This is a genomic window from Trinickia acidisoli (assembly GCF_017315725.1).
In the GTDB taxonomy this organism is placed as follows: Bacteria; Pseudomonadota; Gammaproteobacteria; order Burkholderiales; family Burkholderiaceae; genus Trinickia; species Trinickia acidisoli.
The window spans coordinates 2,416,140-2,441,762 of the sequence record NZ_JAFLRG010000001.1; the positions used below are offsets into that span (position 1 = coordinate 2,416,140).

19 protein-coding genes are annotated in these 25,623 nt (G+C 60.9%); 5 read left to right on the top strand and 14 right to left on the bottom strand.

What is annotated here, in order from left to right:
* Positions 1-8: 8 nt before the first annotated feature.
* Complete coding sequence (locus tag J3485_RS11100; protein WP_206952513.1) at positions 9-1,742, bottom strand: cobaltochelatase CobT-related protein; 1,734 nt, start codon at positions 1,740-1,742, stop codon at positions 9-11.
* On the bottom strand, positions 1,739-2,740 hold the full coding sequence (locus J3485_RS11105) for an AAA family ATPase (protein ID WP_206955761.1): 1,002 nt from the start codon (positions 2,738-2,740) through the stop codon (positions 1,739-1,741). The genes J3485_RS11100 and J3485_RS11105 overlap by 4 nt, the downstream gene beginning before the upstream one ends.
* Positions 2,741-3,024: 284 nt before the next feature.
* Between J3485_RS11105 and J3485_RS11110 the strand changes: the two genes are divergently transcribed.
* The gene (locus J3485_RS11110; protein WP_206955762.1) at positions 3,025-4,662 is read left to right on the top strand and encodes a GMC family oxidoreductase; all 1,638 of its coding nucleotides are present in this window, start codon (positions 3,025-3,027) and stop codon (positions 4,660-4,662) included.
* 66 nt (positions 4,663-4,728) lie between these two features.
* Here J3485_RS11110 and J3485_RS11115 read toward each other — a convergent pair whose 3' ends face one another.
* From J3485_RS11115 to sauS, 3 genes are all read right to left on the bottom strand, one after another.
* Positions 4,729-6,111 (bottom strand): MFS transporter, encoded by a 1,383-nt coding sequence (locus J3485_RS11115; RefSeq protein ID WP_206952514.1) that lies wholly within the window; start codon positions 6,109-6,111, stop codon positions 4,729-4,731.
* A gap of 79 nt (positions 6,112-6,190) precedes the next feature.
* Complete coding sequence (locus J3485_RS11120) at positions 6,191-7,810, bottom strand: AMP-binding protein (protein WP_206952515.1); 1,620 nt, start codon at positions 7,808-7,810, stop codon at positions 6,191-6,193.
* On the bottom strand, positions 7,807-9,252 hold the full coding sequence (sauS, locus tag J3485_RS11125; protein ID WP_206952516.1) for an acylating sulfoacetaldehyde dehydrogenase: 1,446 nt from the start codon (positions 9,250-9,252) through the stop codon (positions 7,807-7,809). Before sauS ends, J3485_RS11120 begins: the two co-directional genes overlap by 4 nt.
* Positions 9,253-9,461: 209 nt before the next feature.
* Here sauS and J3485_RS11130 point away from each other — a divergent pair, with 209 nt between their 5' ends.
* Positions 9,462-10,226, top strand: a complete 765-nt coding sequence (locus tag J3485_RS11130; RefSeq protein WP_206952517.1) for an IclR family transcriptional regulator — start codon at positions 9,462-9,464, stop codon at positions 10,224-10,226.
* An 86-nt stretch (positions 10,227-10,312) separates the two neighbouring features.
* Here the strand turns inward: J3485_RS11130 and J3485_RS11135 are convergent, their stop codons facing one another.
* Positions 10,313-11,641, bottom strand: coding sequence for an MFS transporter (locus J3485_RS11135; protein WP_206952518.1), 1,329 nt, complete (start codon positions 11,639-11,641; stop codon positions 10,313-10,315).
* Between the two features lie 503 nt (positions 11,642-12,144).
* Positions 12,145-13,530, bottom strand: a complete 1,386-nt coding sequence (locus tag J3485_RS11140; RefSeq protein ID WP_206952519.1) for an NCS2 family permease — start codon at positions 13,528-13,530, stop codon at positions 12,145-12,147.
* A gap of 358 nt (positions 13,531-13,888) precedes the next feature.
* Here J3485_RS11140 and J3485_RS11145 point away from each other — a divergent pair, with 358 nt between their 5' ends.
* Both J3485_RS11145 and J3485_RS11150 read left to right on the top strand, forming a co-directional pair.
* A complete protein-coding gene (locus tag J3485_RS11145; protein WP_206952520.1) occupies positions 13,889-14,584 on the top strand; it encodes a cytochrome b/b6 domain-containing protein in 696 nt (231 codons plus the stop codon).
* A gap of 286 nt (positions 14,585-14,870) precedes the next feature.
* Complete coding sequence (locus tag J3485_RS11150; protein WP_206952521.1) at positions 14,871-16,691, top strand: sensor domain-containing diguanylate cyclase; 1,821 nt, start codon at positions 14,871-14,873, stop codon at positions 16,689-16,691.
* Between the two features lie 48 nt (positions 16,692-16,739).
* On the opposite strand, the gene J3485_RS11155 is transcribed toward J3485_RS11150, so the two are convergent.
* Positions 16,740-17,744, bottom strand: coding sequence for a flagellar brake protein (locus J3485_RS11155; protein ID WP_206952522.1), 1,005 nt, complete (start codon positions 17,742-17,744; stop codon positions 16,740-16,742).
* Between the two features lie 338 nt (positions 17,745-18,082).
* Here J3485_RS11155 and J3485_RS11160 point away from each other — a divergent pair, with 338 nt between their 5' ends.
* Positions 18,083-19,597 carry a trypsin-like peptidase domain-containing protein gene (locus J3485_RS11160; protein ID WP_206952523.1) on the top strand — a complete coding sequence of 505 codons (1,515 nt, stop codon included), beginning with the start codon at positions 18,083-18,085 and terminating at the stop codon, positions 19,595-19,597.
* An 83-nt stretch (positions 19,598-19,680) separates the two neighbouring features.
* On the opposite strand, the gene J3485_RS11165 is transcribed toward J3485_RS11160, so the two are convergent.
* The 6 genes from J3485_RS11165 to J3485_RS11190 form a co-directional block, all read right to left on the bottom strand.
* Positions 19,681-20,343, bottom strand: a complete 663-nt coding sequence (locus J3485_RS11165; RefSeq protein WP_242538548.1) for a T6SS immunity protein Tli4 family protein — start codon at positions 20,341-20,343, stop codon at positions 19,681-19,683.
* A 53-nt stretch (positions 20,344-20,396) separates the two neighbouring features.
* On the bottom strand, positions 20,397-20,672 hold the full coding sequence (locus J3485_RS11170; RefSeq protein WP_102644560.1) for a PAAR domain-containing protein: 276 nt from the start codon (positions 20,670-20,672) through the stop codon (positions 20,397-20,399).
* A gap of 110 nt (positions 20,673-20,782) precedes the next feature.
* Positions 20,783-21,403, bottom strand: a complete 621-nt coding sequence (locus tag J3485_RS11175; protein ID WP_206952525.1) for a hypothetical protein — start codon at positions 21,401-21,403, stop codon at positions 20,783-20,785.
* 165 nt (positions 21,404-21,568) lie between these two features.
* On the bottom strand, positions 21,569-22,195 hold the full coding sequence (locus tag J3485_RS11180) for a hypothetical protein (protein WP_206952526.1): 627 nt from the start codon (positions 22,193-22,195) through the stop codon (positions 21,569-21,571).
* A gap of 378 nt (positions 22,196-22,573) precedes the next feature.
* Positions 22,574-23,239: a hypothetical protein gene (locus tag J3485_RS11185; RefSeq protein ID WP_206952527.1), complete on the bottom strand. Its 666-nt coding sequence runs from the start codon at positions 23,237-23,239 to the stop codon at positions 22,574-22,576.
* A gap of 16 nt (positions 23,240-23,255) precedes the next feature.
* Positions 23,256-25,610: a M23 family metallopeptidase gene (locus J3485_RS11190; RefSeq protein ID WP_206952528.1), complete on the bottom strand. Its 2,355-nt coding sequence runs from the start codon at positions 25,608-25,610 to the stop codon at positions 23,256-23,258.
* Positions 25,611-25,623: the final 13 nt, after the last annotated feature.

Here is a 25,623-nt window from a genome sequence, read left to right on the forward strand (position 1 = left end):
GTGGCCCGCTAACGGCGCGCCCCGATCCATCGGGCAAGCTCGACGAGCCGCTTCATGTCGATCGGCGCCGTCGGATCGAACGTCATGCAGTGCCGGTAACACGCGCTCAAATCTCGCCCGATGCCTAATCCGATCACTTCCACATCGCCCAGCGCTTCGTGCCGCGCGAGCACATCCTTCAGATGATTGTCGAGATAAGCCGCATCGTTGGCCTGCACGGTCGCCGCATCCATCGGGCTGCCGTCCGAAATCACGACGAGGATGCGCCGCGCGAGCGTATGCGCGCCGAGCCGCGCGCATGCCCACTCGATCGCCTCGCCATCCACGCCCTCTCGAAACAGGTCGGCCTTGAAGAGTGCAGCGATGTCGGTACGTGCGCGGCGCCAGCTATCGTCGGCCCCCTTGAACACCATGTGGCAGAGCTCGTTCAAGCGCCCCGGATAGGGCGGCCGTCCCTGCGCAAGCCATTCGAGCCGCGCACGGCCGCCATTCCACGCGCCCGTCGTGAAGCCGAGCACTTCGGTTGCAAGCCCGGCCTGTTCGCCTGCACGTGCGAGCGTATCGATCAGCATCGCGATCGGTTCGATATGCGCTTTCACCGACGCCGAGCAGTCAGCTAAGAAACCGACCACGCAATCGACGCGCGGTCGCACCCGCTCTTGCCTGAACACGCGCCGCTCGGCGGGCGAGCTGATGATCTGCGCGAGACGTCGCCCGTCGATGCGCCCATCCTCCTCGCCGAACGACCAGCCGTCTCGCTGCGGTACGGCGAGCGCGGCCTGCAACGCACGCGCGATCCGCGCGACATGAATGCCGCGCGCGGCAATGCGCTCGTCGAGTTGCTCGCGGTACTCGCGCAGCAATGGCTTGCGCACGAGCGTGCCGGCCCGGACCTCACGGTCGAACCGCGCCGTGTACGCACGATACCGATGCGTATCGATGCATGGTTCGCCGCTGTTGCTCGTCATCGCGCCGGCCGACCGCACTTCGTCCGACTCGTCGAAGTCCAAATCGAAATCGACCCAGAGCGAGAACGACGTCAAAGCGTCGTCGGGGTCACGCGCTTTGTCGGCGACGTCGGCGGCAAACGCGGCACGCTCGTGGTCGAGCATCGACGCCACTTGCCGCGCCAGCCTGCGCGCGTCGTGGGCGTAGACGCGCTGGTCGTGCCGATGCCTGCGCAGGCCCACGAGATGCACGCCGATCGTCGGCACGATGCCGGCGCGCGTGGCCTCGATCAGATCCTCGCTTTCGGCAAGCACGGGCCAACCTGTCACGCGCGACCATACGATCTGCACGACCGTGTAGATGAGAATGCCGAGATGAGCGTCGACGAGCCCCGTGCGGCAGTAGGCTCGCGACCACGTTTCGAAGCGGTCGCGCAGATTCTGTGCAAGCCCGTGCATGCCGGGCGGCGCCAATGCCTCGCAGCGCACCTGCTCGAACAATTCGAACAAGAGACGCTCGACAGGATGCTTCGGCGACAACCGCCGATGCAACACCGCGTCGGAATGCACAAGCCGCAGCGCTGCGCCGTCGGCCGCGCCGCGCAACGAAGCCAAATCGTCCTCGTAGGCATCGCTACGCAGATGCGGGGCGTGGAGCGGCAGCGGCCGGAACTGCTTGCACAGACGCCCGCCACGATAGTGCAGCGCGGCGTCGCCCGTGAGCGCGCGCACGGCCGCCGCGCACAGCGCCTCGCGGCGCAGCGCCGCGCACGTCGTTTCATGCGACGCGGTCATCGGCGCGGCAGCGGCTCACCGCTGCCCGATTCGCTACCGGATTCGTTGCCAGGCGCCGATCCGCAAAGCTCGATACCGAAGCAGCGCTGATAATACTCGGCGACGATCGGCCGCTCGGCCTCGTCGCATTTGTTCAGGAACGTCAGCCGGAACGCAAGCGCAGGGTCGTGAAAGATCTGACAATTCTCCGCCCAGTTGATCACGGTGCGCGGCGACATCAGCGTGGAAAGATCGCCGGCGGCGAAACCCTTGCGCGTCAGCGCGGCCATGGCAATCATCGACTCAACGAGCGCGCGCCCCGCATCGTCGGCCATCTCGGGCACGCGCGCGAGCACAATGCCCATTTCCTCCTCGCGCGGCAGATAATTGAGCGTCGCCACCACGTTCCAGCGATCCATCTGCGCATGATTGAGCATCTGCGTGCCGTGATAGAGGCCGTTCAGATTGCCGAGGCCAATCGTGTTCGTCGTCGCGAACAGCCTGAAAAACCGATGCGGGCGAATCACGCGGTTCTGATCGAGCAGCGTGAAGCTGCCGTCTCGCTCCAGAATGCGTTGAATCACGAACATCACATCGGGCCGCCCCGCATCGTATTCGTCGAAGATCAGCGCGACGGGGCGCTGCAGTGCCCACGGCACGATGCCTTCCTGAAACTCGGTGATCTGGCGCTCGTCGCGCACGACGATCGCGTCCTTGCCGACGAGTTCGAGCCGGCTGATGTGACCGTCGAGGTTCACGCGCACGCAGGGCCAGTTCAGCCGCGCGGCCACCTGTTCGACGTGCGTCGACTTGCCGGTGCCGTGCAGGCCCTGAACCATCACGCGTCGATTACGGGTGAAGCCGGCAAGGATCGCAAGCGTCACTTCCGCGTTGAAGCGGTAGGCGGGATCGACATCCGGGACGTGATCGTCACGCTCGCTGAACGCCGGCACCGTCAGGCTCGAGTCGATGCCGAAGTGCTCGCGCACGGACACCATGCGATCCGGCGCATCCTGCATGAAATCCGTCGTCACGACCTTCTTCTCCTCGCGATTCGTTCATCGCATCAACATCCAAATAACGGTACAAATTGTATCGTTCTATTTTTACCCTCAGATAGGACCAGTGTTCGGATTTTTACTGGTACAGCCACGTTTTGATCCTGAATCGATGATTTCCGTTTCAGTTTCATTGCGCGAACGGGGATTGGCTTGCGAACGCTTTCGCCATCCGCGACATTGAAGCGAAACGCTTGCAACGCGACGGTGCGATGTTTCGCATCAGTCGTCAGGAGACGCTGTTCATGGAACTGGAAGTCGATTATCTGATCGTCGGCGCGGGATCGGCCGGATGCGTGCTGGCCAATCGCTTGAGCGCCGATCCGCGCAATACGGTCCTGCTGCTCGAAGCCGGCGGCGCCGACACCAACCCCTGGATCCACGTTCCCGTGGGCTATTTCAAGACCATGCACGATCCCGAGTTCGACTGGTGCTATCGCACGGAGCCGGACGAGAACGTCGCCGGCCGCCGGATCGATTGGCCGCGCGGCAAAGTGCTGGGCGGCTCCAGCTCGCTGAACGGCTTGCTCTACGTACGCGGGCAGCGCGAAGACTACGATCGATGGGCCGAACTCGGCAACCGCGGCTGGCGCTATGCGGATGTGCTGCCCTACTTCATGAAATCCGAAGATCAGGAGCGCGGCGCCGATGCTTACCACGGCGTGGGCGGCCCCCTGAAAGTCTCCGACTTGCGGTTGCGCCGGCCGATCGCCGATCACTTCATCGCGGCGGCGCAGGATATCGGCATTCCGCTCAACCCCGACTACAACGGGGCGAATCAAGAAGGCGTCGGCTACTTCCAGCAGACCGCGCACAAGGGCTTTCGCTGGAGCACCGCGAAGGGCTTTCTGAAACCGGCACGATCGCGCGGCAACTTGCGCGTCGAAACGCGCGCACAAGCGTGTCGCGTGCTGTTCGAAGGCAATGCGGCCGTCGGCGTCGAATATCTGCAGGACGGAGAGCGCAAGACAGCACGCGCGCGCGCCGAGGTCATCCTCGCGTCCGGTGCGATCGGCTCGCCGCAAATCCTTCAGCATTCCGGCATCGGCCCCGCGACACTGCTGCAAAGCGCCGGCGTGCCGGTGCGCCACGATCTGCCCGGCGTCGGCCGCAACCTGCAGGATCACTTGCAGGTTCGACTCGTCTTCCGCACGCGCGAGCGCACGCTCAACGACGAGGTCAACCATCCGCTTCGCAAAGCGTGGATCGGCATGCAATACGCACTTTGGCGGACGGGACCGCTGACGCTGGCCGCGAGCCAGGTCGCGATCTTCACGCGTTCCGGCCCCAACGTCGATCGCCCCGACATCCAATTCCATATGCAACCGCTCAGCGCCGACAAGCCCGGACAAGGCGCTCATCCGTTCTCCGCATTTACCGCGTCCGTCTGCCAACTGCGGCCGTTCAGCCGCGGCTGCATCGAGATCCAATCGCCCGATCCGCTGCAGTATCCGCAGATCCACGCCAACTATTTGTCCGACGAACGCGATCATCCGGTCGTGATCGGCGGGATCAAGGTGGCTCGACGTATCGCCGCCGCCCCCTCGCTCGCGCCGCACATCGTGTCGGAATTCGTGCCCGGCGCGCACTATCGAACCGACGCCGAACTGCTCGATGCGGCACGCCAATTCAGCCAGTCCATCTATCACCCGGCGGGCACCTGCAAGATGGGCCACGATCCGCTCGCGGTCGTGGACGACCGGTTGCGCGTGCACGGTATCGCACGGCTGCGCGTGGTCGATGCGTCGATCATGCCGGAACTCGTATCGGGCAATACGAACGCCCCCGTCATCATGATCGCCGAGAAGGCCGCGGACATGATTCTCGAAGACCGGACCGAGCCGACCGTCGCCCGGCATGAACACGCGGAAGCCGGCCTTTGATTCGATGCACGACGCGGCGTAGCGCACCGCACGCGCTCGACGCCGCACACGCAATACCGCCACGACTCAACGCCACCACCGAAGCGGCCGGCGCAGCGTATGCCGCTCGATCCGCACAGCCGGCACCGCATCGAGAAAGGCGAACGCACCGCCTTGCGCACTGCCCTCGCGCCGCTCGCGCTCTTCGTCGGCCTCGACCGTGCGACTGGTATTGATGAACAGCGCCGCGACGATACCGCACGCGAGCAAGCCCGCCGAAACCGCAAACGGCACGTTATAGCTGCCGGTATGTTGGATCAGATAGCCGAACGCAACGGGCGAGACCATTCCGGCAATGCCGAATCCCGTGTTCATCATCCCGCCCGCCGTGCCCGCATACTTGCCGGCGATATCGAGCGGCAACGTCCACAGGACCGGGTTCGTGATTTCCAGGAAGAAGAACGAACCGGTCAGCAACCACACCGCCGTCAACGGATTCCCCACCGAGATCATCGGCAGCAGGAACGCGAGCGAGCCGCCCATGCCAACCACGAGCACCGCACAGCGTGCAAAGCGCAGCCGCCCCGTGACTTTGAAGATCCGATCCGACACCACGCCGCCGAGCGTATCGCCCACCACGCCGGCAAGTAGCGGCAACGCGGTGAAAAGTGCAAGCTGCTTGAGATCGAAGCCGCGCGACTCCTTCAGATAAGACGGCAACCACGTCAGGTAAACCCACAGCAGCCAGCCGTAGCAAAAGTCGACGAAGGTGACGAGCCACATGCGGTGGATCAGCTTGCGCCATGGTGTCGCCGAGCGTTTCGCACGTTCGCAGTCGCCGACGCAATAGCCGATCTCGGCGGTTTCCTCCGGTGTGACGCGATGATTCTGCTCCGGCGAGTTCGTGAATACGCACAGATAGAGCATCGTCCACGCCAAGCTCACGATGCCGAGCGCGATGAACGCATCGCGCCAGCCGCCCGCGAGTACGACCGCGAGCACGAGCGGTGGTGTCACCGCGCCGCCCAGGCGCGCGAAGCTGTGCGTGATGCCCTGCGCGAAGCCGCGCTCGCGCACCGGCATCCAATAGGTAAACGCACGCGTGGCGGTAGGGAACGCGCCGCCCTCGCCGATACCCAGCGCGAAGCGCAACATCACTAGAATCATGACGCTGCCGGCGAAGCCCGTCGCGAGCGTGGCCGCGCCCCAAATCAGCGAGAGCACCGTCAGCACGAGCTTCGGGCCGTATTTGTCCGATAGCCAACCGCCGATGATCTGCATCGCCGCATACGGATAGGCGAACGCCGAAAACACGAGACCGAGTTGCACGGTCGAGAGCCCCATCTCGTGGCGGATCAGCGGTCCGGCCACCGCGATATTCACGCGGTCGATGTAAGAGATGAAATACATGAGGCACATGACCGCCAAAATGATGTGGCGCGTCTTCACGCGCTGCGCACGCTGTTTCATGCTGTTGTCTCCTACTGTCTCTTTTGTGATGACTGCGATGTCCGCGGCGAGCCGCGCGACGCGACGGCGAAGGTGCACGTCAATCGGGCTTCGGGGCCACCAGCTTCAGACGCTGCACCTTGCCCGACGGGCCGCGCGGCAGCTCACCGACGAAGCGGATTTCCTTCGGCGTCTTGTATCGGCCGAGTTCGCGCAGGCAGTGCGCGCGCAGTTCGTCGGGATCGGGCGGTCCGACCCAATGCGTCTCGCGCGGCACGACGAACGCCACGATTTCCTGACCGTAGGCGGGATCGGGCACACCGACCGCGGCGGCGTCGAGCACGCCCGGATGGCGCAGCAGCGCTTCGTCGATCTCGCGCGGCGCAATGTTTTCGCCGCCCTTGATGATCAATTCCTTCGTGCGGCCGCTGATGTAGAAGTAGCCTTCATCGTCGCGATAGCCGAGATCGCCCGTACGCAGCCAGCCGTCGGCCGTGAAGGCCTTCGCGGTTTCCTCGGGACGTTTGTAGTAGCCCTGCATCACCTGCTCGCCGCGCAGCACGATTTCGCCGGGCTCGTTCGGCGCGCACTCGCCGCCTTCGCGATCGATCACCTTGGCCTCGCCGCCCGAGGGCAGACCGATGCTGCCGATGCGCCGCCTGGCCGGTTCGTAAGGATTACTAAATATCGGCGCGGCGGTCTCGGTCATCCCCATCGTCTCGATGATGCCGATGCCGAACCGTGCTTCGAACGCGCGATGATGGTCGCTCGGTAACGCAGCCGATGCACTGCGGCAAAACTTGAGCGCCGAGAGATCCAAGCCGCGCGATTCCTCGCCGTTGAGCAAATACGCGACGATGGTCGGCACAACGTTGATCCAGGTGCAACCGAAGCGTGCGACGTCATGCCAAAACGTGCGCGCCGAGAAGCGCGGCACCATGCCCACCGACCCGGCGTGATAAAGCGGCGCGAGCAGCGTCACGACGAGGCCGTTGATGTGATAAAGCGGGAGCGACGCGAGCACGCGGTCTTGTGTGCCGAGCTGATGCTCGACGCTGATGTTGCGAGCATTCGCGAGCAGGTTGCGATGGCTCAGCAGTACGCCCTTCGGTGCACCCGTCGTGCCCGAGGTATACATCAGCAGGGCGATAGCGTTCGCGTTCGCGTCCGCATCGTCGCCCGATAAAACATCCTCGCAAGTGTCGGCATGCGCCGCCATGGGTGTTTCTTCGGCAAGCGCGACATCGAGCACCGGCAGCGCGGGCAACTCCACCGCATCGGACGCCGTACGAACGAGCGTGATCTCTCGCTGCGCGCCCTGCTCGCGCAGTTCGGTGCACACGGCGGTGAGCGCATCGATCGTCTCGTTGCACGCGAAGATCATGCGCGTATCCGAATGCTCGACGATATAGCGCAATTGCGACGGCTGGCACAGCAGATTGAGCGGATGCGCAACGAGCCCGCTGTACATCGCGCCGAGCAGCAGCGTCGCTGTTTGGGGCCCGTTGCCCATGAACACGGAGACGGTATCGCCGGGCCGCAAGCCCGCTTGGCGAAAGCGCGTCTCGAGTACGCGGCAGCGCTCGCGCAGCATGCCGAAGGTCATGACGGCGCCGACTGCGGCATCGTCGTCCGCGGAAGCAGCCAGCAAAAAAGGTTTCTCTGGATAGTGCGCGGCGCGCGCGTCGATCAACGCACGCAGTGTCATGAGCGTGCTCATCGGCCGATTCTCCTGAAGTAATCACCGAGCAGCGCATCGAGTTCCGGCACCTGCTCCGCGATCGGATACGCGACGCGGGTTACGTTGAGGTAATAACGAAAATCGAGGTTGCCCGAGAAGTTGTTGCGCCCCCAGGTACCGCAGCCCATCGATAGCGAGAAGGGCAAGCCGTTATCGAAGTTGCCGCCCGTCGCGAGGCAGTGCGCCTGATTGACGATCACGCGTGCAACCGGCAGCCGCTCGCCCAACTCGAGCGCGAGATTCGTGTCCCCCGTATGCAGGCCGACCGAATGGCCCGCGCCCATATATGCGTAGATCTCGCGCACGGTGCGCGCGGCATCGGCGAAATCGCGCGCGCGATAAACCGCAAGCACCGGCGAGAGCTTTTCGCCCGAGAATGGATGATCGGCGCCGAAGCCGTTTTCCTCGACCATCAAGAATGTCGGCTCGCGCGCGGCCACTTCGTCAAGACCGGCCGTTTGCGCGATTCGCGCCGCCGATTTTGCGGTGCAGCGTTCGGCGAGCTTGCCGTCTTGCCACATCGCGGCCTGCAGTTGCGCCTTCTGCGTGGCATCGAGCAATACACCGCCGCTGCGCTGTAACTCGCCGAGCATGGCGTCGTACACGGCGTCCTCGATCACGACGCTGTTTTCCGATGAACAACTCGTCGCATTGTCGAAGGTCTTCGACAGTGCGATCTTGTGCGCCGCATCGCTCAGATCGGCCGATCGCTCGATGATCGACGCGACGTTGCCCGCGCCAACGCCGAAGGCCGGCGTACCGCTCGCGTAAGCCATCCGCACGTTCGCCTGCGAGCCCGTCGCCACGACGAGATCGGCCTCGCGCATCAGCGCGGCGGTCGCGGCCTTGCTCACCGGCTCGGGCAGCACCTGCACGAGCGCGGTATCGAGCGCGGCCTTATCGAACTGCTCGTGGATGAACTCGACCAGCAACGCACACGATGAATGTCCCTTCGGCGAGGGCGCGACGATCACCGCATTGCCGCATTTGAGCGCGTTGACGATCTTGTTGGCGGGCGTGGCTGCCGGGTTGGTGGATGGCGTAACCGCAGCCACCACACCCACGGCGCGCGCGATCTCCACGATGCCTTGTGCCGGATCGCGCGCGATCACACCGCAGGTCTTCCGGCCGTGCAGATCGCGCAACAGCCCAAGTGTCTTACGGAAGTTCTTGCGGAACTTGTCGTCGGCGTTGCCGAGCCCCGTATCGCGCACCGCCAGCTCGGCAAGCCGGCGATTGCGGCCGGGCTCCATGATGGCCCATGCCGCTGCGCAGGCAGCCGTATCGAGCACCTCCTGACCGGCGAGCTCGAATGCTCGCTGCGCGTCGCGTGCGCGGGCAACGAGCGCGGCGACCCGCTGCTTCGCCTCCTCTTGTTCCGGCGCACCGACGGCTTCGGCTGCTGTAGCCCTGACATTCATATGCTGCACTCCCGATCGAAAGCATTGGCAATACAACCAATGTATTCAGGCGCCATTCGCTGCGAGTCCCGTTTCCCGACAATTCGTCGATTGCACCGATGCGGGTAACGGAAACCGTGAATTTCGGGACTTCCCCGAGTCCCGAAAACCGTGCAATGAGATGCACAATGAATCCGACAGCGGTGCGACCGCCATGGATAGGAGACACGATGTCGACGTCGAATCAATCGAACGCGGCGGCAGTACGGGCGTTTCGCGTGCTGGAAACCTTGGCGGAAGCAGGCTGCCCGCTGTCCATGATGGAACTCGTAAACACGCTCGGCCTACCCAAGCAGACCGTGCATCGCATCCTCGTGCAATTGACGGATGCGTGGCTCGTCACGCGCGGCGCCGGCGACAAGCGCTACGAATGCTCGCCGCGCGTGCGCATGCTGGCCGTCAACGTACTCATGCATGCGGGCCCTGCCGCCGCGCGCCACGTGTTGCTCGAGCAGCTCGTCGCGAAAATCGGCGAGACGTGCAACCTGACCATGCTGTCCGGCAACGACGTCGTCTACGTGGACCGCGTCGAGACCGAATGGCCGCTGCGGATGCATTTGCAACCGGGCTCGCATGTGCCGCTGCACTGCTCGGCAAGCGGCAAACTGCTGATCAGTTTCCTGCCGAAGGATAGGCGCGAACGCATGATCGAGACGCTGCCGCTGCGAGCCTATTCGGAGCGAACGATCACCGATCGCGAGGCCTTGCGCAAAGAGCTCGCGGCAACGCGCCGGCGCCGGCTCGCGATCAACGACCAGGAGCATCTGCAGGGCCTGATCGCAATAGCAGTGCCGGTGATGCTCGACCGCAATCGCGCTTGCGCGGCGATCGCCGTGCAAGCACCTGTCGGGCGCTTGACGCTCGACGATTTGCTCGCCTTCGAGCCCGATCTGCGATACGCCGCCGACGAAACCGCGAAAACGTTCCGCACGTGACCGCACCGCGCGTACCGGATGGGATTCATCCCTAGCCCCGGGCATCGATTGCGCGCGGCACGCAACGCGTGCCTTGTCATCCGTTACTACGCACTCACGACGGGTTTGTCGCCGGACGGCAAACGGTCGCTTCGCCCTCGTTCGATCGCACGCGCCGAGTAGGCCGACACGAGCGCCGAAAACAACACGTATGCGCACACGGTCCACCACTTGCCGCCGCTGAATTTCCACAGTGCCGTAGCGATGATCGGCGTCAAACCGCTCGCGAAGATGCCCGAGAACTGATAGACGAACGAGATGCCCGTATAGCGCACGTTGGCGTCGAACAACTCGGCAAAGAGCGCGGCCTCGGGCCCATACACCATTGCGTAGAAGATGCCGAACGGGATCACGATCGCCAGCCAAATCAGCAACGTGTTGCCGGGCTGGCTCTCGATGAGCCAGAACGCCGGATAGGCCGATGCGCCGCAGATCAGCGAGCCCCACATGTACACGCGTGCACGACCGATGCGATCGGAGAGACTACCGAACAGCGGAATGAAGAAGCACATGACGAGCGCCGCGATCATCACGCCCAGCAACGCGTCGGTGCGATCCATCTTGATGTGCTGCGTCAGATATCCGATCGAAAACACGGCGAATATGTTGAAGAACACGCCGTCGATGTAACGCGCGCCCATACCGATCAGCAACTCGCGCCGATAGTTCGCCATCATCTCGACGAACGGCAGCCGCGCTTCGCGGCGCTTGCGCTTGAGTGCCGTGAACTCAGGGGTTTCCATGACCTTGAGGCGGATGTACAGGCCGATCATGACGAGCGCGAGCGACGCACCGAAGGCAATGCGCCACCCCCAAGCGAAAAATGCTTGTTCCGACAGCAGATGCGAGACGGCCGCGACCATCCCGGAAGCGAGGCACAGCCCGATCGACAAACCGATCTGCGGCAAGCTCGCATAAAGCCCGCGCCGATGCGGCGGTGCGAACTCATAGGCCATCAGCACGGCGCCGCCCCACTCGCCGCCGAGCCCGATGCCCTGCAGCACGCGCAACGAGAGCAGCAGAATCGGCGCCCAGACACCGATCTGCGCATACGTCGGCACCAGCGCGACGCCCGCGGTCGAGATGCCCATGATGAAAAGTGTGAGGATAAGCGCCGACTTGCGTCCGACGCGATCGCCGAAGTGCCCGAACAGCACGCCACCGATGGGCCGTGTGACGAATCCGACCGCGAATGTCGTATAGGCGAGCAGCGTGGAAACGAGCGGATCGCCGGAGGGAAAATAGAGCTTGTTGAAGATGATGCCGGCGACTACGCCATAGAGAAAGAAGTCGTACCATTCGACCGTCGCGCCGATCACACTAGCCAGTGCGACGCGGCGAATCATGCGGGAATCGATACGTGGATCAGATGTCATGAAACGGCTCCTCCAGTGGATGCCCGCGCCGCGCGCTCGCGCGACCGGATTGGGGGCCCCTTGGTCGTCTCCTCCGGGGCGTTTGTTGTACCGCGTGCCATGCACGAATCGGTCGGTCGTTTCTATTTACTGATCCGAAATCGGCAGTTCAAGCGAATTTGGGCAAGGCGAACCGTTCTGGGACGAAAGAGGGAAATTCGTTTCAATTCGAGGGGTGTGCGGGGGGATGAGCGACGTAAACGAAGCGCGGGCCGTGAGTGCGTCAATACACTCACGGCCCGCTGCTGACGAAACTGCTACGCTTTGCTCAGTGGATGCTCTAACCGATACGCTCGCAGGGCCGCGTTTATTCTCGTTTACAAGTAACGCTGACACCCATAAAAAAAGCCCGGAAACACGGGGTTCCCAGGCTTGAATCCACCAACGACAAAGATGGCGGAGGAGACAACGTTCTCTCGGCTCGACGCCGCATCAAACGCGGCGGCGTCGAGCCGGAATAATCCTTAGATGGCCCAGCCGCCGAGGTAGAAGGCGGCCAGCACCACGGCAATCGCCACCACGCCGACATTGAGCTTGCGGAACTCGCCGCTCACCACACGGCCGATCACGAGCGTCGTGAAACCGAGCATGATGCCCGTGACGATGTTGGCCGTCAGTACGATGAACACGGCAGTCACGAGGCCGGACATCGAGTCGACCATGTCGTCCATGTGCAACTTGCTCACGTTGGACAGCATCAGCAAGCCCACGTACATCAGCGCCGGTGCGGTCGCATACGACGGCACGAGACCCGCGAGCGGCGAGAAGAACATCACGATCAGGAACAGCACGCCGACCACCGCCGCGGCAAGCCCCGTCTTCGCGCCTGCGGCCACGCCGACGCTCGATTCGATGTAAGCCGCCGCCGGCGCGCCGCCGAGGAAACCGGAGAAGATCGAGCTCAGCGAATCGGCGGTCAAAGCGCGGCCGCCGTTGATGATGCGGCCCGTCTCATCGAGTTGGCCCGCCTGCCCCGCCACGGCGCGAATCGTGCCGGTCGCATCGAACACGGCCGTCATCACGAGGGCGAACACGCTGGGCAGCACGGAAACCGACAGCGCCCCTTTGATGTCCATCGCGCCGATCAACGACGTGTGTCCCGGCGCACTCAGCGAAGGCAGTGCAAAGATACCTTGGAACTTCACGCTCGGATCGAGCACGAGGCCGATCGCCGAAATCGCCACGACGACGAGCAGGATTCCGCCCGGCACACGACGCTTTTCCAGCCCGAAAATCGCAGCCAGACCGATCACCGACATGATCACCGGAAAGGCGGAGATATGGCCGAGCGCGAGCGGCAAACCACCGCCCGGATTCTTGATGACGAGGCCGACGTCGTTCGACGCAATCAGCAGAAGAAACAGGCCGATGCCGATCCCGGTGCCGTGCGCAACGCCCGTAGGCAAATTGCGCAGGATCCACGAACGCACACCGGTAACGGAAATGGCGGTGAACACCAGACCCATCAAGAAGACGGCGCCGAGCGCCACCGTCGGTGAAATGCCCTTGCCGAGCACGAGACCGAACGCGGTAAATGCCGTGAGCGAGATTGCGCAACCGATCGCGATCGGCAGTTTTGCCCACAATCCCATCAACAGCGAACCGAACGCCGTGGTAAGACAGACGGCGACGAACACCGCGCTCGTGTCGAACCCGGCCTTGCCGAGCATGCCGGGCACGACGAACACGGAATAGACCATCGCCAGGAAGGTCGTGACACCCGCGACGATTTCGCGGCGCTGCGTGCTGCCTAGCGCGGAAATGCCGAAGTATTGATCGATGACTCCCTTGTTGCCGAAGTCGTCCGTTGCGCGGACGCCGACCACCGGCTGCGCTGGGGTATCACTCATGAGCTAGCTCCTTTATCAGCATGCTGAAACAGCCGCGGCCGGCCGTCGTCAGGTTTGTCTCGAATTGGTTTAGGCTTGTCAGCAACGTCTTGGGAACGGGCGAGTCGTCGACTGTCTTCTCGCTTCGGAACCGTGGGCTCGTTGTTCTCACGCGATACGACGCGCTGTTCTGTCAGCCCCGTCACTTGCGCTTTGCCGTAGCGAAGGTTAGTTGAACACGCTATCTCGTCCCATCAGACGGGGAACATGCAGCACATGTCACAACGCTTATATCCGCTTGAAACCGACCTTTCTCTTCGGTCACCGGGTGTTTACGCCTAGTGTGAAACCGTGATGACAACTATTTGGATGCGCACGCATGAACACTAACGACGAAAACCCGACGTCGGCCAATCGGCGTTCTCGCCCCGTGCTCGTATGGGATCTGCCGACGCGGCTATTTCACTGGCTCGCCGTAGCGCTGGTTTTGGCAGCCTACGTGACCATCCGATTGAACCTGCTCGATTGGCACGTGCGGATCGGCGAGACGTTGCTCGCACTCGTGCTGTTCCGGCTGCTGTGGGGTTGCGTCGGCAGCGAGACCGCGCGCTTTCGCAGCTTCGTCGCCTCGCCGGCGGCCGCGCTGCGCCATCTGCGGCATCTGTTTCAGCGCGAACCCGACCTGCAGGTGGGCCACAATCCGGCCGGCGGCTGGATGGTGCTGCTGTTGTTGGCGTTACTGCTCGGCGAGACGTTGAGCGGACTCTACGACTACAACGACGTCTCGGACGTCGGGCCGCTGACCGCTTGGGTGCCCGCGCCGATCGCCTACGCGATCTCGGTGCTGCACGACTCGCTCCTGTGGGATGTGATCGTCGCCGCTGTCGTGCTGCATGTGCTCGCGATCGCGCTCTACGCCATCGCCAAAGGTCACAACCTATTGCGGCCGATGGTGACGGGACGCAAAACGCTGCCCGGCCCTATCCTTCCTCCTCGGCGGACATCGGCGGGGCTGGCGCTGCTATGCCTGATCGTCGCAGCCGCCGCGGCGACGGCGCTCGCGACGTACCTATGAACTGAACCGCTGTCACACCGGCGACGGATTGCGCTTCGAGCGCGTCCACCACCCGGTAAAGGTACTCGGTACTCGTCCGGCACCGGCGGCCCGATGTCGGCTGTCTTGTGCGGCCGGCTGACCGCGGGATCGTGACGCCTGCGTCGACCTCTGCCGCTCGCACGTTCGCAACTGAAAATCGCCACGAATCCGGCGATTTTTCGCTGCTGCCCCCTAAATTTGCCGTCATTTGCGCCGTTATATCCTGTTGACTATGCTTGTTTCGGCCCTCTGACGAGCGGCTTTTATGCAGACAACTGATTTCGATCACGGCACAGCGGAGCCAGCCGGCCACTCAACCGACGACACGACGCTGCCGCCAACCCATACCGAATGCGAGGCAATAGCCCGTCTTGCGCGGATGCACTTCAGCGTCGCCGCTGCGTTGATCGCTACCGCAAGCGCGCAAGGGCAGCGTCTGCTGGCCGCCGACGGTAAGCCTTGCCGTCTTCCGCCCGCCGACCTGCTTTCCGACTCCGCCGGTACCGACACGCCAACGCTGATTCTCGTCGCCGACACGCACCAAGATTCGCGCTTTGTCGTCGAAGGCACCGCCACGGCGCAATGGCCGCGCTTTTTCGTGGCGTGCGCATTGACGAGTACGGATGGACGTCGCCTAGGTACCCTCTGCCTATTCGATGAAACGCCGCGCCCCTTCGACAACGAGCAATGCGAATTCTTGCGCGAGTTGTCGACCTTGGCCGCGCACGCGCTCGAGCGCGCCGGCGTCGAACCGGCACCCTGCAATCGCGCCCCGAGATTCGAAGGAAACGCCGAGCTCGTGACGCTCGCGCTGACGGGCAGCGGAACAGGCTTGTGGGACCGCAACGTCGTCACCGGCGAAATCCACTATTCGCCGGCGTGGAAAGCAATGCTCGGCTATGCGCCGCACGAGCTCAGCAACCGCGTCGAAGACGCCTACCTGCGCGTGCACCCCGACGATCTCACGTATGTGAAGGCGACGATGCAGGCCCACTTCGAGAGCAAGACCGATAGCTACGCGGTCGAGCACCGCATTCGCTGCAAGGATGGGTCGTACAAGTGGATTTGCAGCCGCGGCAAGGTGGTCAGCCGCGACCGCACCGGCCGCGCGCAGCGCATGGTCGGTACGAGCACCGACATTACCGCGTTGCGCGAGACGGCGGCGAACCTGCAGCGCACGATCGACCTCGTGACGAACCTGACCAACGAAGTGCCGGGCCTCGTCTTTCAATATCGACAGTCAGCCGACGGAGAAGCAGCTATTCCCTACGCGAGCGACGGCATCTGCGACATTTACGAGTTGACGCCCGAGGACGTGTTTCGCAGCGCTGACGCGATCGAATCGCGGATCGATCCACGCGACCTTGCGCGCTTTAGGCAATCGCTGCGCGATTCGGCGACCCATTTGACGCCGTGGCACCTCGAATATCGCGTGAATCTGCCGCAGCAAGGCCTGCGCTGGCGCCAAGGCGACGCTCGCCCGCAACGCATGCCCGACGGCGGCACGCTATGGCACGGCTTCATCACGGACGCCACCGAGCACAAACGCATCGAGTCGGAACTGCATGAACTGGCTACGATCGACCACCTGACGCAGTTGTCGAATCGCCGCCACTTCACGATGCAAAGCGAAGCGGAACTCGCCCGGCTGCGGCACGACGACGGCACCGCCGCGATGCTGATGCTCGACCTCGATCATTTCAAGGCATTGAACGATCGATGGGGCCACGCGCTCGGCGATCGCGTACTGAGTCACTTCGCTCGATTGCTGCGTATCGAAGCGCGTACAAACGACCTCGTCGGCCGAATCGGCGGCGAAGAGTTTGCCGTCGTGTTGCCCGACGCGACGATCGACGATGCCATCGCCTTTGCGCGGCGTGTGCAGCGGCGCATCGATGAAATGCCTTTGATCGACGGCGACCAACACGTCGCGCTGACGGTCAGCATCGGGATCGACTGCATGCGTTCAACCGATGTCGGCGCCTACCAAGCGCTCTCGCGTTGCGACAAAGCGCTCTATCTCGCGAAGGCGCGCGGGCGCAATCGGATCGAGTTGTACGAGGAACAATCGACAGATACGGCTTAGGGACAACCCGCTCGAACATCGGATCGAGCGTCGTTTCGGCCGATGCGTCTACAGCGCGTTCGAACTCAAGCAATCGAACAAGAACGAACGCAGCGCGAATTGGGTCTCGGCGCTGACGGTCTCGAATTCGAGGCCATGCGCGACCACCCCGTCGGTGCTCCGATCGTCCTTCACGTTGCGCACCACGGCCGAGGCTTCGAACTCGATATTGACCTGTGCCGTGCTGATCGGGAACGACACGTGAACGCGCGCGCCAACCTCGCCGAGCATGCGCGGACTGACGAGCGACATGCCTTGCACGCTCAAATCGCGACCGAGGCCGAGCCCTTGTACTTCGCCGTCCGCGAGCGATGCGCGATACCTGACCGCAAGCCGGGTCTGCACTCTCGCGGACTTGCGCTCGCGCAATATGTGGATATTGCCGGGTTCGGACAGCACGAAGTAGTGGAAAGGCTGATTGCATGCGGCCAGCACCGTGCAAGAGAACGAAAAAACCGCATGCGCGCCGATCGCGACCGCTTGCACGTTCTCGCCCGCTCCCAACACGAGCGGCAGCTTGCCTACCCTGGGGGCCGTGACGAACAATGCGTGGTCGGGGCTGAAGCCGATCACTCTGCTTCGCCGCATGGGGCTGCTCGTCGCAAAGAAGCTACGAATCCCGACCTGCGCACCGATCGCGAGCCGCATGTCGGTCAACGTGAACACCGAGCCTTGGCCTTGGCCTTCGCTCGAGCCTGCACCTTGAGGCGTTCCCGCTTTGGCCGCGCCGGTATAGAACGTGAAGTGCTCGAGGAGAAAGCGGCGTTCCTCTTCACTCTCGATCACCATGCCCGCGCGTAACAATAACCTGCCTTCCTGATCCAATAGCGGCCAGGCAAGCGCGACGCCTACGGGGATTTGTACTTCACCGCTCTGCTCGTGCTGCTTGGGTTCGGGCGAATCGCTCATCGGTTTGCGCCGCACCGCGGCTAAAAAAGACATGGCTCCGATGCTACTCCAATTGCGGTTCGCGATCGCGTGCACGGCAGCCGTATTGCGCGTCGATTGATCCATGTCAATCGCGACACCCTCGTATCCGTTTGCTTGGGTCGATGCTCGACGTCAGCGCAACCGAACGAACTCGGTATCCCGCGCTCGGCGTTTCGCTGCGCCGCATCGATTCGCCTGCATCACGGGTCGGCTTGCGTCCGCTTGCGTCGGCTTCCGTCCGCCTGTTACACCGGTATCGTGCGCTGCCTCACAGCCGCGCCATGCCAACCGCATGACAATGGGTGCGCTGGTGACCGACGTCCATAAGTTCATTCAATAACTCGTCAACGAGGTCGCCCGCATGACAACTTTGCTGGGGGTGAGCCGTGCGTAGCCAGACTCCGAGGGTCGATGCCCTAACTGTGCGCCGCACCGCAGCGACAATCGTATTGCTCGGCGGCGCGGCCTTTCTGTTTCTTCCACTCGCGGCATCCGCCGTGCAAAAGGGAGCGCCGCCGGTGCGAGCCCTGCATGCACCGCCACCGATGCTCAGTCCCGCACCGATGGACTTTTCCGCCATGGTCGCGCGCTACGGACCCGCGGTCGTCAACGTCAGCACCGCGGCGCCGGCCGATCCGCCCAACGCATCCGACCCAGGCGATCCGAGCGACCCGTCGGCCGGTGCGCCGGGACTCGACAATCTCAATCCGGACGATCCGGTGTTCGGGCTGTTCCGCGCGACGGCGGCCCAACCGCCAAAGCAGCCGGGCGTTCCCGATCCTCCGCGCGTCGTCTGGGGCATCGGGTCCGGCTTCATCATCAGCGCGGACGGCATCGTCGTGACGACGGCCCACATCGTCAATCAGGCCGAGCAAGTCACGGTGACGTTGACCGATAAGCGTCAATTCAAAGCCGACGTGCTGGGCGTCGATCCGCAAACCGATATCGCCTTGCTTCAGATCGAACACCCGAGCAAGCTACCGGTCGTGCGACTCGGTGATTCGTCTCGTGCGCGCGTTGGCGAGCGCGTGCTCGCGATCGGCGCTCCCGACGGCCCGCAAAACGCGGTGACGTCGGGGCTCATCAGCGTCACGCCGCACGTGTTGCCCGATGGCAGCGCTTTCTCCTTCCTCGAGACCGACATTGCCGCAGACCCCGACAACTCCGGCGGTCCGCTGCTCGATCGCAACGGCACGGTGATCGGCGTCAGCATTCAGATCTACGCGGACGACGGCCGATCCCGCAGCATGACGCTCGCGATCCCGATCGACGCGGCCATCAAACTTCGTGCGCAACTCCAGGAACAAGGCAAGCTGGCCGGCGGCAGCTTGGGCGTGCAAACGCAGGACGTCGACCCCGGCCTAGCCGCAGCGTTCGGCTTGCCGCGCGCGACGGGCGCACTCGTCACCGCTGTCAATGCCGCCGCCGCCATCGCTCCGGCCGCGCACGGCAGCGTCGCGGGCGGCCTCAAACCCGGCGACGTCATCACACGGATCAACGGCAAAACCATCGAGCATCAAGCCGATTTGACCGAATATGTGTCGGCGCTGCAGCCGGGATCGAAAGTGGCACTGACACTCGTTCGCAACAAACGGCCGATGATATTGACGACCACGGTGGTTGCCTCGCACGCGGATGGCGTCGCGCCGGCGCCGACCGAAGGCAGCGTGCTCGAGCATCTAGGCTTGACCGTGCATGCGCTTAGCGATGCGGAGCGGCGAGCGTCCGGCTTGCCGTACGGCGTCGTGGTCGATGCCGCCACGGGCGCAGCGGCAAGCGCCGGCATCGCCGCGGGCGACATCGTGCTCTCCGTCGATAGCGAATCGATCGACACGCGCGAAGCGTTGAATGCGTCGATCGCGCGCGGCGGCAAGGAGGTGGCGCTGCTGATTCAGCGTGATAACGCACGCAGCTTCGTTTCGCTTGCGGTTAGGTAGTCGCGGGCCGCGCGCATGCGCGGCTCTTTGACGAATGCCTGCCACGAAATTTGCGATGCCGCTCAGTGATTGGGGGCAACAGACTAACCACCGTTGCCCTGACCGTTATCTGCGCTCGGGTCATACGCTACGAGCTTCCAGATCGTGTTGACGCTGTGCTTTTGCTGTCGGCCCGTCATCCGCTCCACGAAGGACTGCTTGCCAAGCACTTGCACGATCGGCATTGCGGTGCCCGCCTCGAAGCGTTGACGGCCTCCGCCCTCGATCTCATTGCCAACCGCCTCGGGACAGGTCCACCACCCCGTCTGCGGACATGGGGTGCCGGTTTGCGCAAGCGTGCCTAGTGGTGCCCTGGGCGAAGCCTCGCTCCCCGAAACCTTCGAGGCACTCACTGGCCTCAACCGAACGGAGTTAGCTACGGCGTTGAAGAGCGCAATCGCTTGCTCATCCGTCAGTCGCGGGCGAACCGGCACGCCGTTTTCTCGCGTCATTCCGCTTTCAAGCTCGACCGTAATGGTCGGCTTCATCCCATTGCCAAGCTCCGTGCCCTGCGCCTCCCACTCGTATTGGTGCAGACGATAGCCGCCGTCCGTCGGGAGGGTCGCCAGAATCTCTTCGCCGGCGCACCCGCTGATCGTGCGTTGTCCGCGTCGCAATAATTGAATCTGGCTCACCAGATCCTTGAAAGCGTCTGGCACCCCACCGCTATCGATACGCTGAAGCACGGTGGGTTCACCCCATTCCATTACACACATGCATGTGTGTAATGGAACGCATTGAGGTGAGGTGCCATCTAGTGTCAGCCAGTCGAGCACCCGGCATCCGATCCCGCCTTGACATGGTTTTGACCGCATGGACACTGTACGGGATCGTTGTCAAGCACGCTGGCTCGCCCATCTTCGTCCATGTCCATGCCTGTCCCTTGGATTGGGTGTTCTCCAGGACAATTACCACAGGTGGCCATCTCTCCATCGAGTGCGATACGCCGATCACCATCGAACATGGTCGACGCAGTTGCGATGACCTTGCCACCTGTGGTGGTGGGATCGTCGTGGCAAACAGATGCTTTACTCATCTAAGAAAACCTGAATATAACTTTTTAATCAACAATAAAAATAATCACTCGGTTCTAAAATGACTAATAACAGCCCTCTATATTCCCACATTTTTCCCGGATAAAATCGATCATTGATCACCTCCCTTGCGATCCTCAACAAAGCTTACACTTCGAAGGATGGGCAAAATAGCTGGCAAGTAATTCCCCTTTGGCTCCTCAAGCTTCATCGATTGACCCTCACCACAAACCGCCGCTTTTTCATGAAAAAGACAAAACGAATAGAAGCGAACGCGCTGATCCTCGTCACCACTAATTTCATCGGTCGTTCTCAAAAAGCCGGCTGCATTAGGTGATTTTAACTGATAAATTCGAGAGACAGGCGACAACAGCTTTCTATCGCTCGCATCTTCGTCATACAATTTCCAAGTTCTCTTACCCTCATCCCACTGAGCCCCATGCGTTTGCGCCGCACCATCAAATTGTTGATCAACTCGGCATTTAAATCGAATTCCAAAATCGCCAAGCGCACTCTGCACCGGGGGCACATCAGTCCAATAGCCAGCCGTCATCTTCATTCGACTTGCTAGATGCCCATCAAAATAGTCGATGACACTGATTGCGCAACCGGGCTGCCCCATGTCCACAGACAAAACCTCATGCTTTACCGTAATCGTCGATTGCCCAAATGCGATCTGATCTGAGAAAATCTGAGCAAGGAATAGAGCAACGACTGGCAGTTTTCGTCTCATCTTTCAATACAAACCGACTAAAGATCGAGGAAATGACACGTTCCAACGAAGGTGCCTCGTCGCCCCACTCTCTGTCGGCATCGCCCTCACGAGGAATCTCACACTAGCGACATTCGACATACTAACGAGTGCCACAATACGAACTCAAAATCGGAGTAAAGATGCTCATTGGTCAGGGTCGCTCTTTTTATCATCGACAAAATTTACGCTCCGAAGGACGCGCATAATGAAAGGCAGATAATCCCCTTTCGGCTCCTCAAGTCGCATCGATTGGCCGGTCCCGCAAACGGCGGCTTTATCATGAAACAGACAAAATGAATAAAAGCGGACACGTTGATCCTCCTCACCACTAATTTGATCTGTCGTCCTCATAAAACCAGAGGCATTGCGCGATTTTAGCTGATAGATCCGAGAGACAGGCGGCAATATTTTACTGTCGTTCGCATCCTCGTAATACAAATCCCATCTTTTCTTACCCTCATTCCACTGAGCCCCAAAATTATGCGATGCATCAATAAAATCTTGATCAGTTTGACACTCAAAATTAATTCCAAACCTTTCAAGAGTACTGCGGACCGGCGGCACGTCAGTCGAGTAAGAAGCATTTTTCGGCATGCCACTTTTTAAATATCCACCATAAAGATCGGCAATATCAATTGCACACCCCGGCGCCCCCATATCCACCGATAAAATATGATGCTTCGCCTCGATGCTCGATTGACTGAATGCGACATGCGCGCAACAACACTGCAGAATGACAAGCAGCATTGCCGTCATTATCTTTTTCTTCATTATTCAACCCTCTTGGTTGTCGACCTTCGGGAAGGAAAGAGTGGCCGCATGCGCATCTAAAAACCATGGCTCGCCCACCACTGCCAATGTCTGGGCAAATTCCACACAGTGGGCCTAACCTTGCCCACCCGTGGTGGTCGGATCGTCGTGGCAGACAGACGCTTTACTCATCCTAGAGAATCCGAAAATTGCGCTCGAGTCACTAAGATTTCGGTTTGCAGTGCCAATACGATGACATAAGAACCGCTGAAAAATCAATGCGTTATCGCGCGCTTTAAGTGAAGCCACTAACTGAAAACTTAGTAGTAGAAAGCCATCATTTCATCAATGACCCATTGTTAAGCCGCGATCAACACTTCCGATTTCTCAAGCAACCTATCAAGGAAGCCTATATCGATCGGCCTGAACTGCATTGCGAAAGGGTGCAACATCATGTCGACTCAAATGCAGCGGAGGAAAACACGCACTTGAAACGTCAGGGACAGCATAATACAAGACAAGCGAACCATCGGATTCAGGCAAAAAGGTCAACGGAAAATTCGCCAATCCTTCCTTCCAGTCTGGGTTATTGAGGCATGAAGCATTGTTTGCGTTCTCTTGCTTGTAACTGCTCCCAACGGACTCAACAAGATCCGACCGAAGAAAAAGATGGGCATCCTTGCGATCCACAATGTCATAAATTCGACTCAAATCGATCCGCCCCCCAGTTTTTTTATCAATGGCAATTCCATAGCGATAGCTCGAAGAATGTACACCATCGCAAATCATTACACCGGAAATCTCCAAGGAAACCAACTGAGGCGTCTCTACGTCTTTTTTTATCGATGCTTTATAGTTTCCAGTAGCATCCATGCCCTCGGCAGCCTCGATGCAGTCTCGCGCATCAGCATCAATATGCTGGCGCAAAGCATGGAGCGTTTTCACGAGGGCCGGAGATGCATCGGCAACTACCGGAATGCTCCCGATTTGTATTAGGCCGTCCGCCGCACTCACAGGAAACGGCAACATTACCACCAAAATCAACGCAACAATGGAAAATTTCATTTTTGATCACCAATCCTTAAGATCCACGCTGAGGAGTAAAATCAACGTAAACGTGAGCGATATCTGGATATTCACCCCATTCAACGTGCCTATGCGGATGAGAGACGGAAGTGATCCTCTGCTTTCGATATGACAACATTGCACTTGCTTCTGCGTCCGTTGAATCGCTGAGATATCGCAAAAGAAATGCGGCATATTGCTGCCGATCGTCATAGCCGGACCCACCGCCGTTTACGAGAACCGAAATCCGACCGACCGTCGTTGTCGTAATCCCCTCATCCGCGATGCGAAGAATGTTAGTGGTCCCCATGTAGTGCTTCCAGAAAAGAAAAAATCCTGCACTGTCGCATGCACTCATTCCGTCTGAAGCGACCAGATCTGGGTCATACCGAGGATACCAAACCCGCTTGTCCTCGCTGACCCGTCCCTCCTTATCGATACTTGGAGGTCCGGACCAATCATGTAGCGACGTCGAGGTAATTCGCTCATCGGTGTAATGTCCGGAATTATTGTTCTGAAAGCCCCTGAATTTCCCATAGTCATCATAGAGGACTGGCCAAGTGAGCTGCATCAACCCTCGACCATAAAACGCCCGGTAGTATTTTGCATTCCCGCCTGACCCCGTACCACGGCCATCCTCCGCAGTCGTACGCAACAACCCAGTCTCAATGTATGCTTGCGAAAGGTATGCGATCCGGCGATTCGCAGTGGAAATGCGGTACTTCCTGAATGCCTTACTTATATCCGCATATGAAATCGGATTTCCGCTTAGCCTCCCTTGAGCGACATGCCAATCCAAGGTGCTACGAGCCTGATTCAATCCGTAATGGCGCGGCAGGAGTTGCGTGAGCTCATCAAGGCTCAGCCATTCGCACGTTTTGAGGTGACTTAAAAACGCTGTCGGTGGAAAGTGCCAGCATTCATTGGCTGGCGGAAGATCGGGATCGACAATATCTTCCCAGAAACCCAGAACACGCGCGTGCTCCATCAACGTGAGGAAATCCTGATCGGACAGCGGATTTTTCAATGCTTCATGCGGACTCTTTAACCACATATACCGATCGAATCGCCCAATCCTGCTCCATTCAGTCGGGAATTTGCAGATAGCGTACGCAAGACGCTGCCTGACAGCGTCAGTTCTTAGTGCTCCTACTGCGTCGGCGTGAGTGACATGCCCCGACTGATTGACATCCAGCCATTGTTTTATCGTGGGCGAGTCGCACAAGCTATCGGGTGTCGGGTCATCCTTGATAAAGCTCCATCCCGCCCACTCAGGGAAATCGGCATCGCTATAAACCCGCACGCCGGCTATAGATAGATTGACCCACCCCTCGCCATCCGGCGTATTGACCTTTCTCCAGTGGTTAAAGCGCGCGCCGTTGGGGATCTGCTCACCAATGCAGCGTCCAAAGCGGATCATTTCAAAAATCGCGCTTGGTGAGGGTGTGGTCAACCCGTTAACACCTCTGAGACTGCCGTCGTTATAACGGCCTTGCAGATCGGTAGCCCGTTTGTATAGGTTGTATTCCGCATCGCCTTCTGTTTCCAGTGCGCCGGAAGCCGACCAGTTCCCGCCTGCGTCCTGAACATAGGCCGTCAACGCACAGTCCTTTTCGTAATGCATGCGGATCACAAGATCGCAGCTGGTTCCCGCCTCGATAAGAGATGCCTGCGAGTGAAGTCCTCCCACGGCCGGAGCACTGTCGTCATCACGGTAAGGGTGGGGCTCCTTGGCGAACAGCTTCGCGCCTCGCGGCACGAAGAACCAGATGTCCCCATAGACCGCATCGGTCCGCCCTGTTTGTCCAACCGGACCGGGCTCGCGACCTATGATCTTCTTCAGATTCGCCTCGTCGCACACGATCTCGAAGTGGATCTGCGGAAACTGTCCGTAGATCTGGCCGGGAGTGCCCAGAATGTCCTTTCGATAGATTTTTTTGCCCACCGCCAGCGTTGGCATGACGTTTTGCAGATGCATGTACACCGAATAGAAGGTGATCTTCGCATTGTCGCCCTCGCCAATTTCGGTGTCGTGCCGGATGACGACGCACCCGTCATCGGTGCGCACGCCACGGTATTGAAGTGCTGGGCTCTTGGTCGTATCCGTTGCGCGCATATGCACGACCTTCCCGTCTGCAATGGCACGCACCGACGCGGGCTGGTTGCCGTCAGTCGGCGCGATCAGGTGCGCGCCGCCATGCCAGCCGAGGTTAAAGCTGACGGGATAGGCTCCGTTGCCGGGTGAGCATTCGAGCATGTTCGCCGCGCACACATCGCCATCCGGCACAACCGTATTGCCTGCGTCTGCCGTGGACATGGCATCGTTCTGCTGCGGCTGTGCCGCCGAAAGAAAGGGAGGACTGATAATCATGGAACGCTTGCAA

Excerpts from the sequence above, each read along its gene's own strand:
- J3485_RS11180 (WP_206952526.1), bottom strand. The coding sequence starts at position 22,195 with ATGAAGAAAAAGATAATGACGGCAATGCTGCTTGTCATTCTGCAGTGT.
- J3485_RS11170 (WP_102644560.1), bottom strand. The coding sequence starts at position 20,672 with ATGAGTAAAGCATCTGTTTGCCACGACGATCCCACCACCACAGGTGGC.
- J3485_RS11155 (WP_206952522.1), bottom strand. The coding sequence starts at position 17,744 with ATGGATCAATCGACGCGCAATACGGCTGCCGTGCACGCGATCGCGAAC.
- J3485_RS11175 (WP_206952525.1), bottom strand. The coding sequence starts at position 21,403 with ATGAGACGAAAACTGCCAGTCGTTGCTCTATTCCTTGCTCAGATTTTC.
- J3485_RS11110 (WP_206955762.1), top strand. The coding sequence starts at position 3,025 with ATGGAACTGGAAGTCGATTATCTGATCGTCGGCGCGGGATCGGCCGGA.
- J3485_RS11120 (WP_206952515.1), bottom strand. The coding sequence starts at position 7,810 with ATGAGCACGCTCATGACACTGCGTGCGTTGATCGACGCGCGCGCCGCG.
- J3485_RS11105 (WP_206955761.1), bottom strand. The coding sequence starts at position 2,740 with ATGCAGGATGCGCCGGATCGCATGGTGTCCGTGCGCGAGCACTTCGGC.
- J3485_RS11145 (WP_206952520.1), top strand. The coding sequence starts at position 13,889 with ATGAACACTAACGACGAAAACCCGACGTCGGCCAATCGGCGTTCTCGC.
- sauS (WP_206952516.1), bottom strand. The coding sequence starts at position 9,252 with ATGAATGTCAGGGCTACAGCAGCCGAAGCCGTCGGTGCGCCGGAACAA.
- J3485_RS11190 (WP_206952528.1), bottom strand. The coding sequence starts at position 25,610 with ATGATTATCAGTCCTCCCTTTCTTTCGGCGGCACAGCCGCAGCAGAAC.
- J3485_RS11185 (WP_206952527.1), bottom strand. The coding sequence starts at position 23,239 with ATGAAATTTTCCATTGTTGCGTTGATTTTGGTGGTAATGTTGCCGTTT.
- J3485_RS11150 (WP_206952521.1), top strand. The coding sequence starts at position 14,871 with ATGCAGACAACTGATTTCGATCACGGCACAGCGGAGCCAGCCGGCCAC.
- J3485_RS11115 (WP_206952514.1), bottom strand. The coding sequence starts at position 6,111 with ATGAAACAGCGTGCGCAGCGCGTGAAGACGCGCCACATCATTTTGGCG.
- J3485_RS11140 (WP_206952519.1), bottom strand. The coding sequence starts at position 13,530 with ATGAGTGATACCCCAGCGCAGCCGGTGGTCGGCGTCCGCGCAACGGAC.
- J3485_RS11135 (WP_206952518.1), bottom strand. The coding sequence starts at position 11,641 with ATGACATCTGATCCACGTATCGATTCCCGCATGATTCGCCGCGTCGCA.
- J3485_RS11165 (WP_242538548.1), bottom strand. The coding sequence starts at position 20,343 with ATGGAATGGGGTGAACCCACCGTGCTTCAGCGTATCGATAGCGGTGGG.
- J3485_RS11100 (WP_206952513.1), bottom strand. The coding sequence starts at position 1,742 with ATGACCGCGTCGCATGAAACGACGTGCGCGGCGCTGCGCCGCGAGGCG.
- J3485_RS11130 (WP_206952517.1), top strand. The coding sequence starts at position 9,462 with ATGTCGACGTCGAATCAATCGAACGCGGCGGCAGTACGGGCGTTTCGC.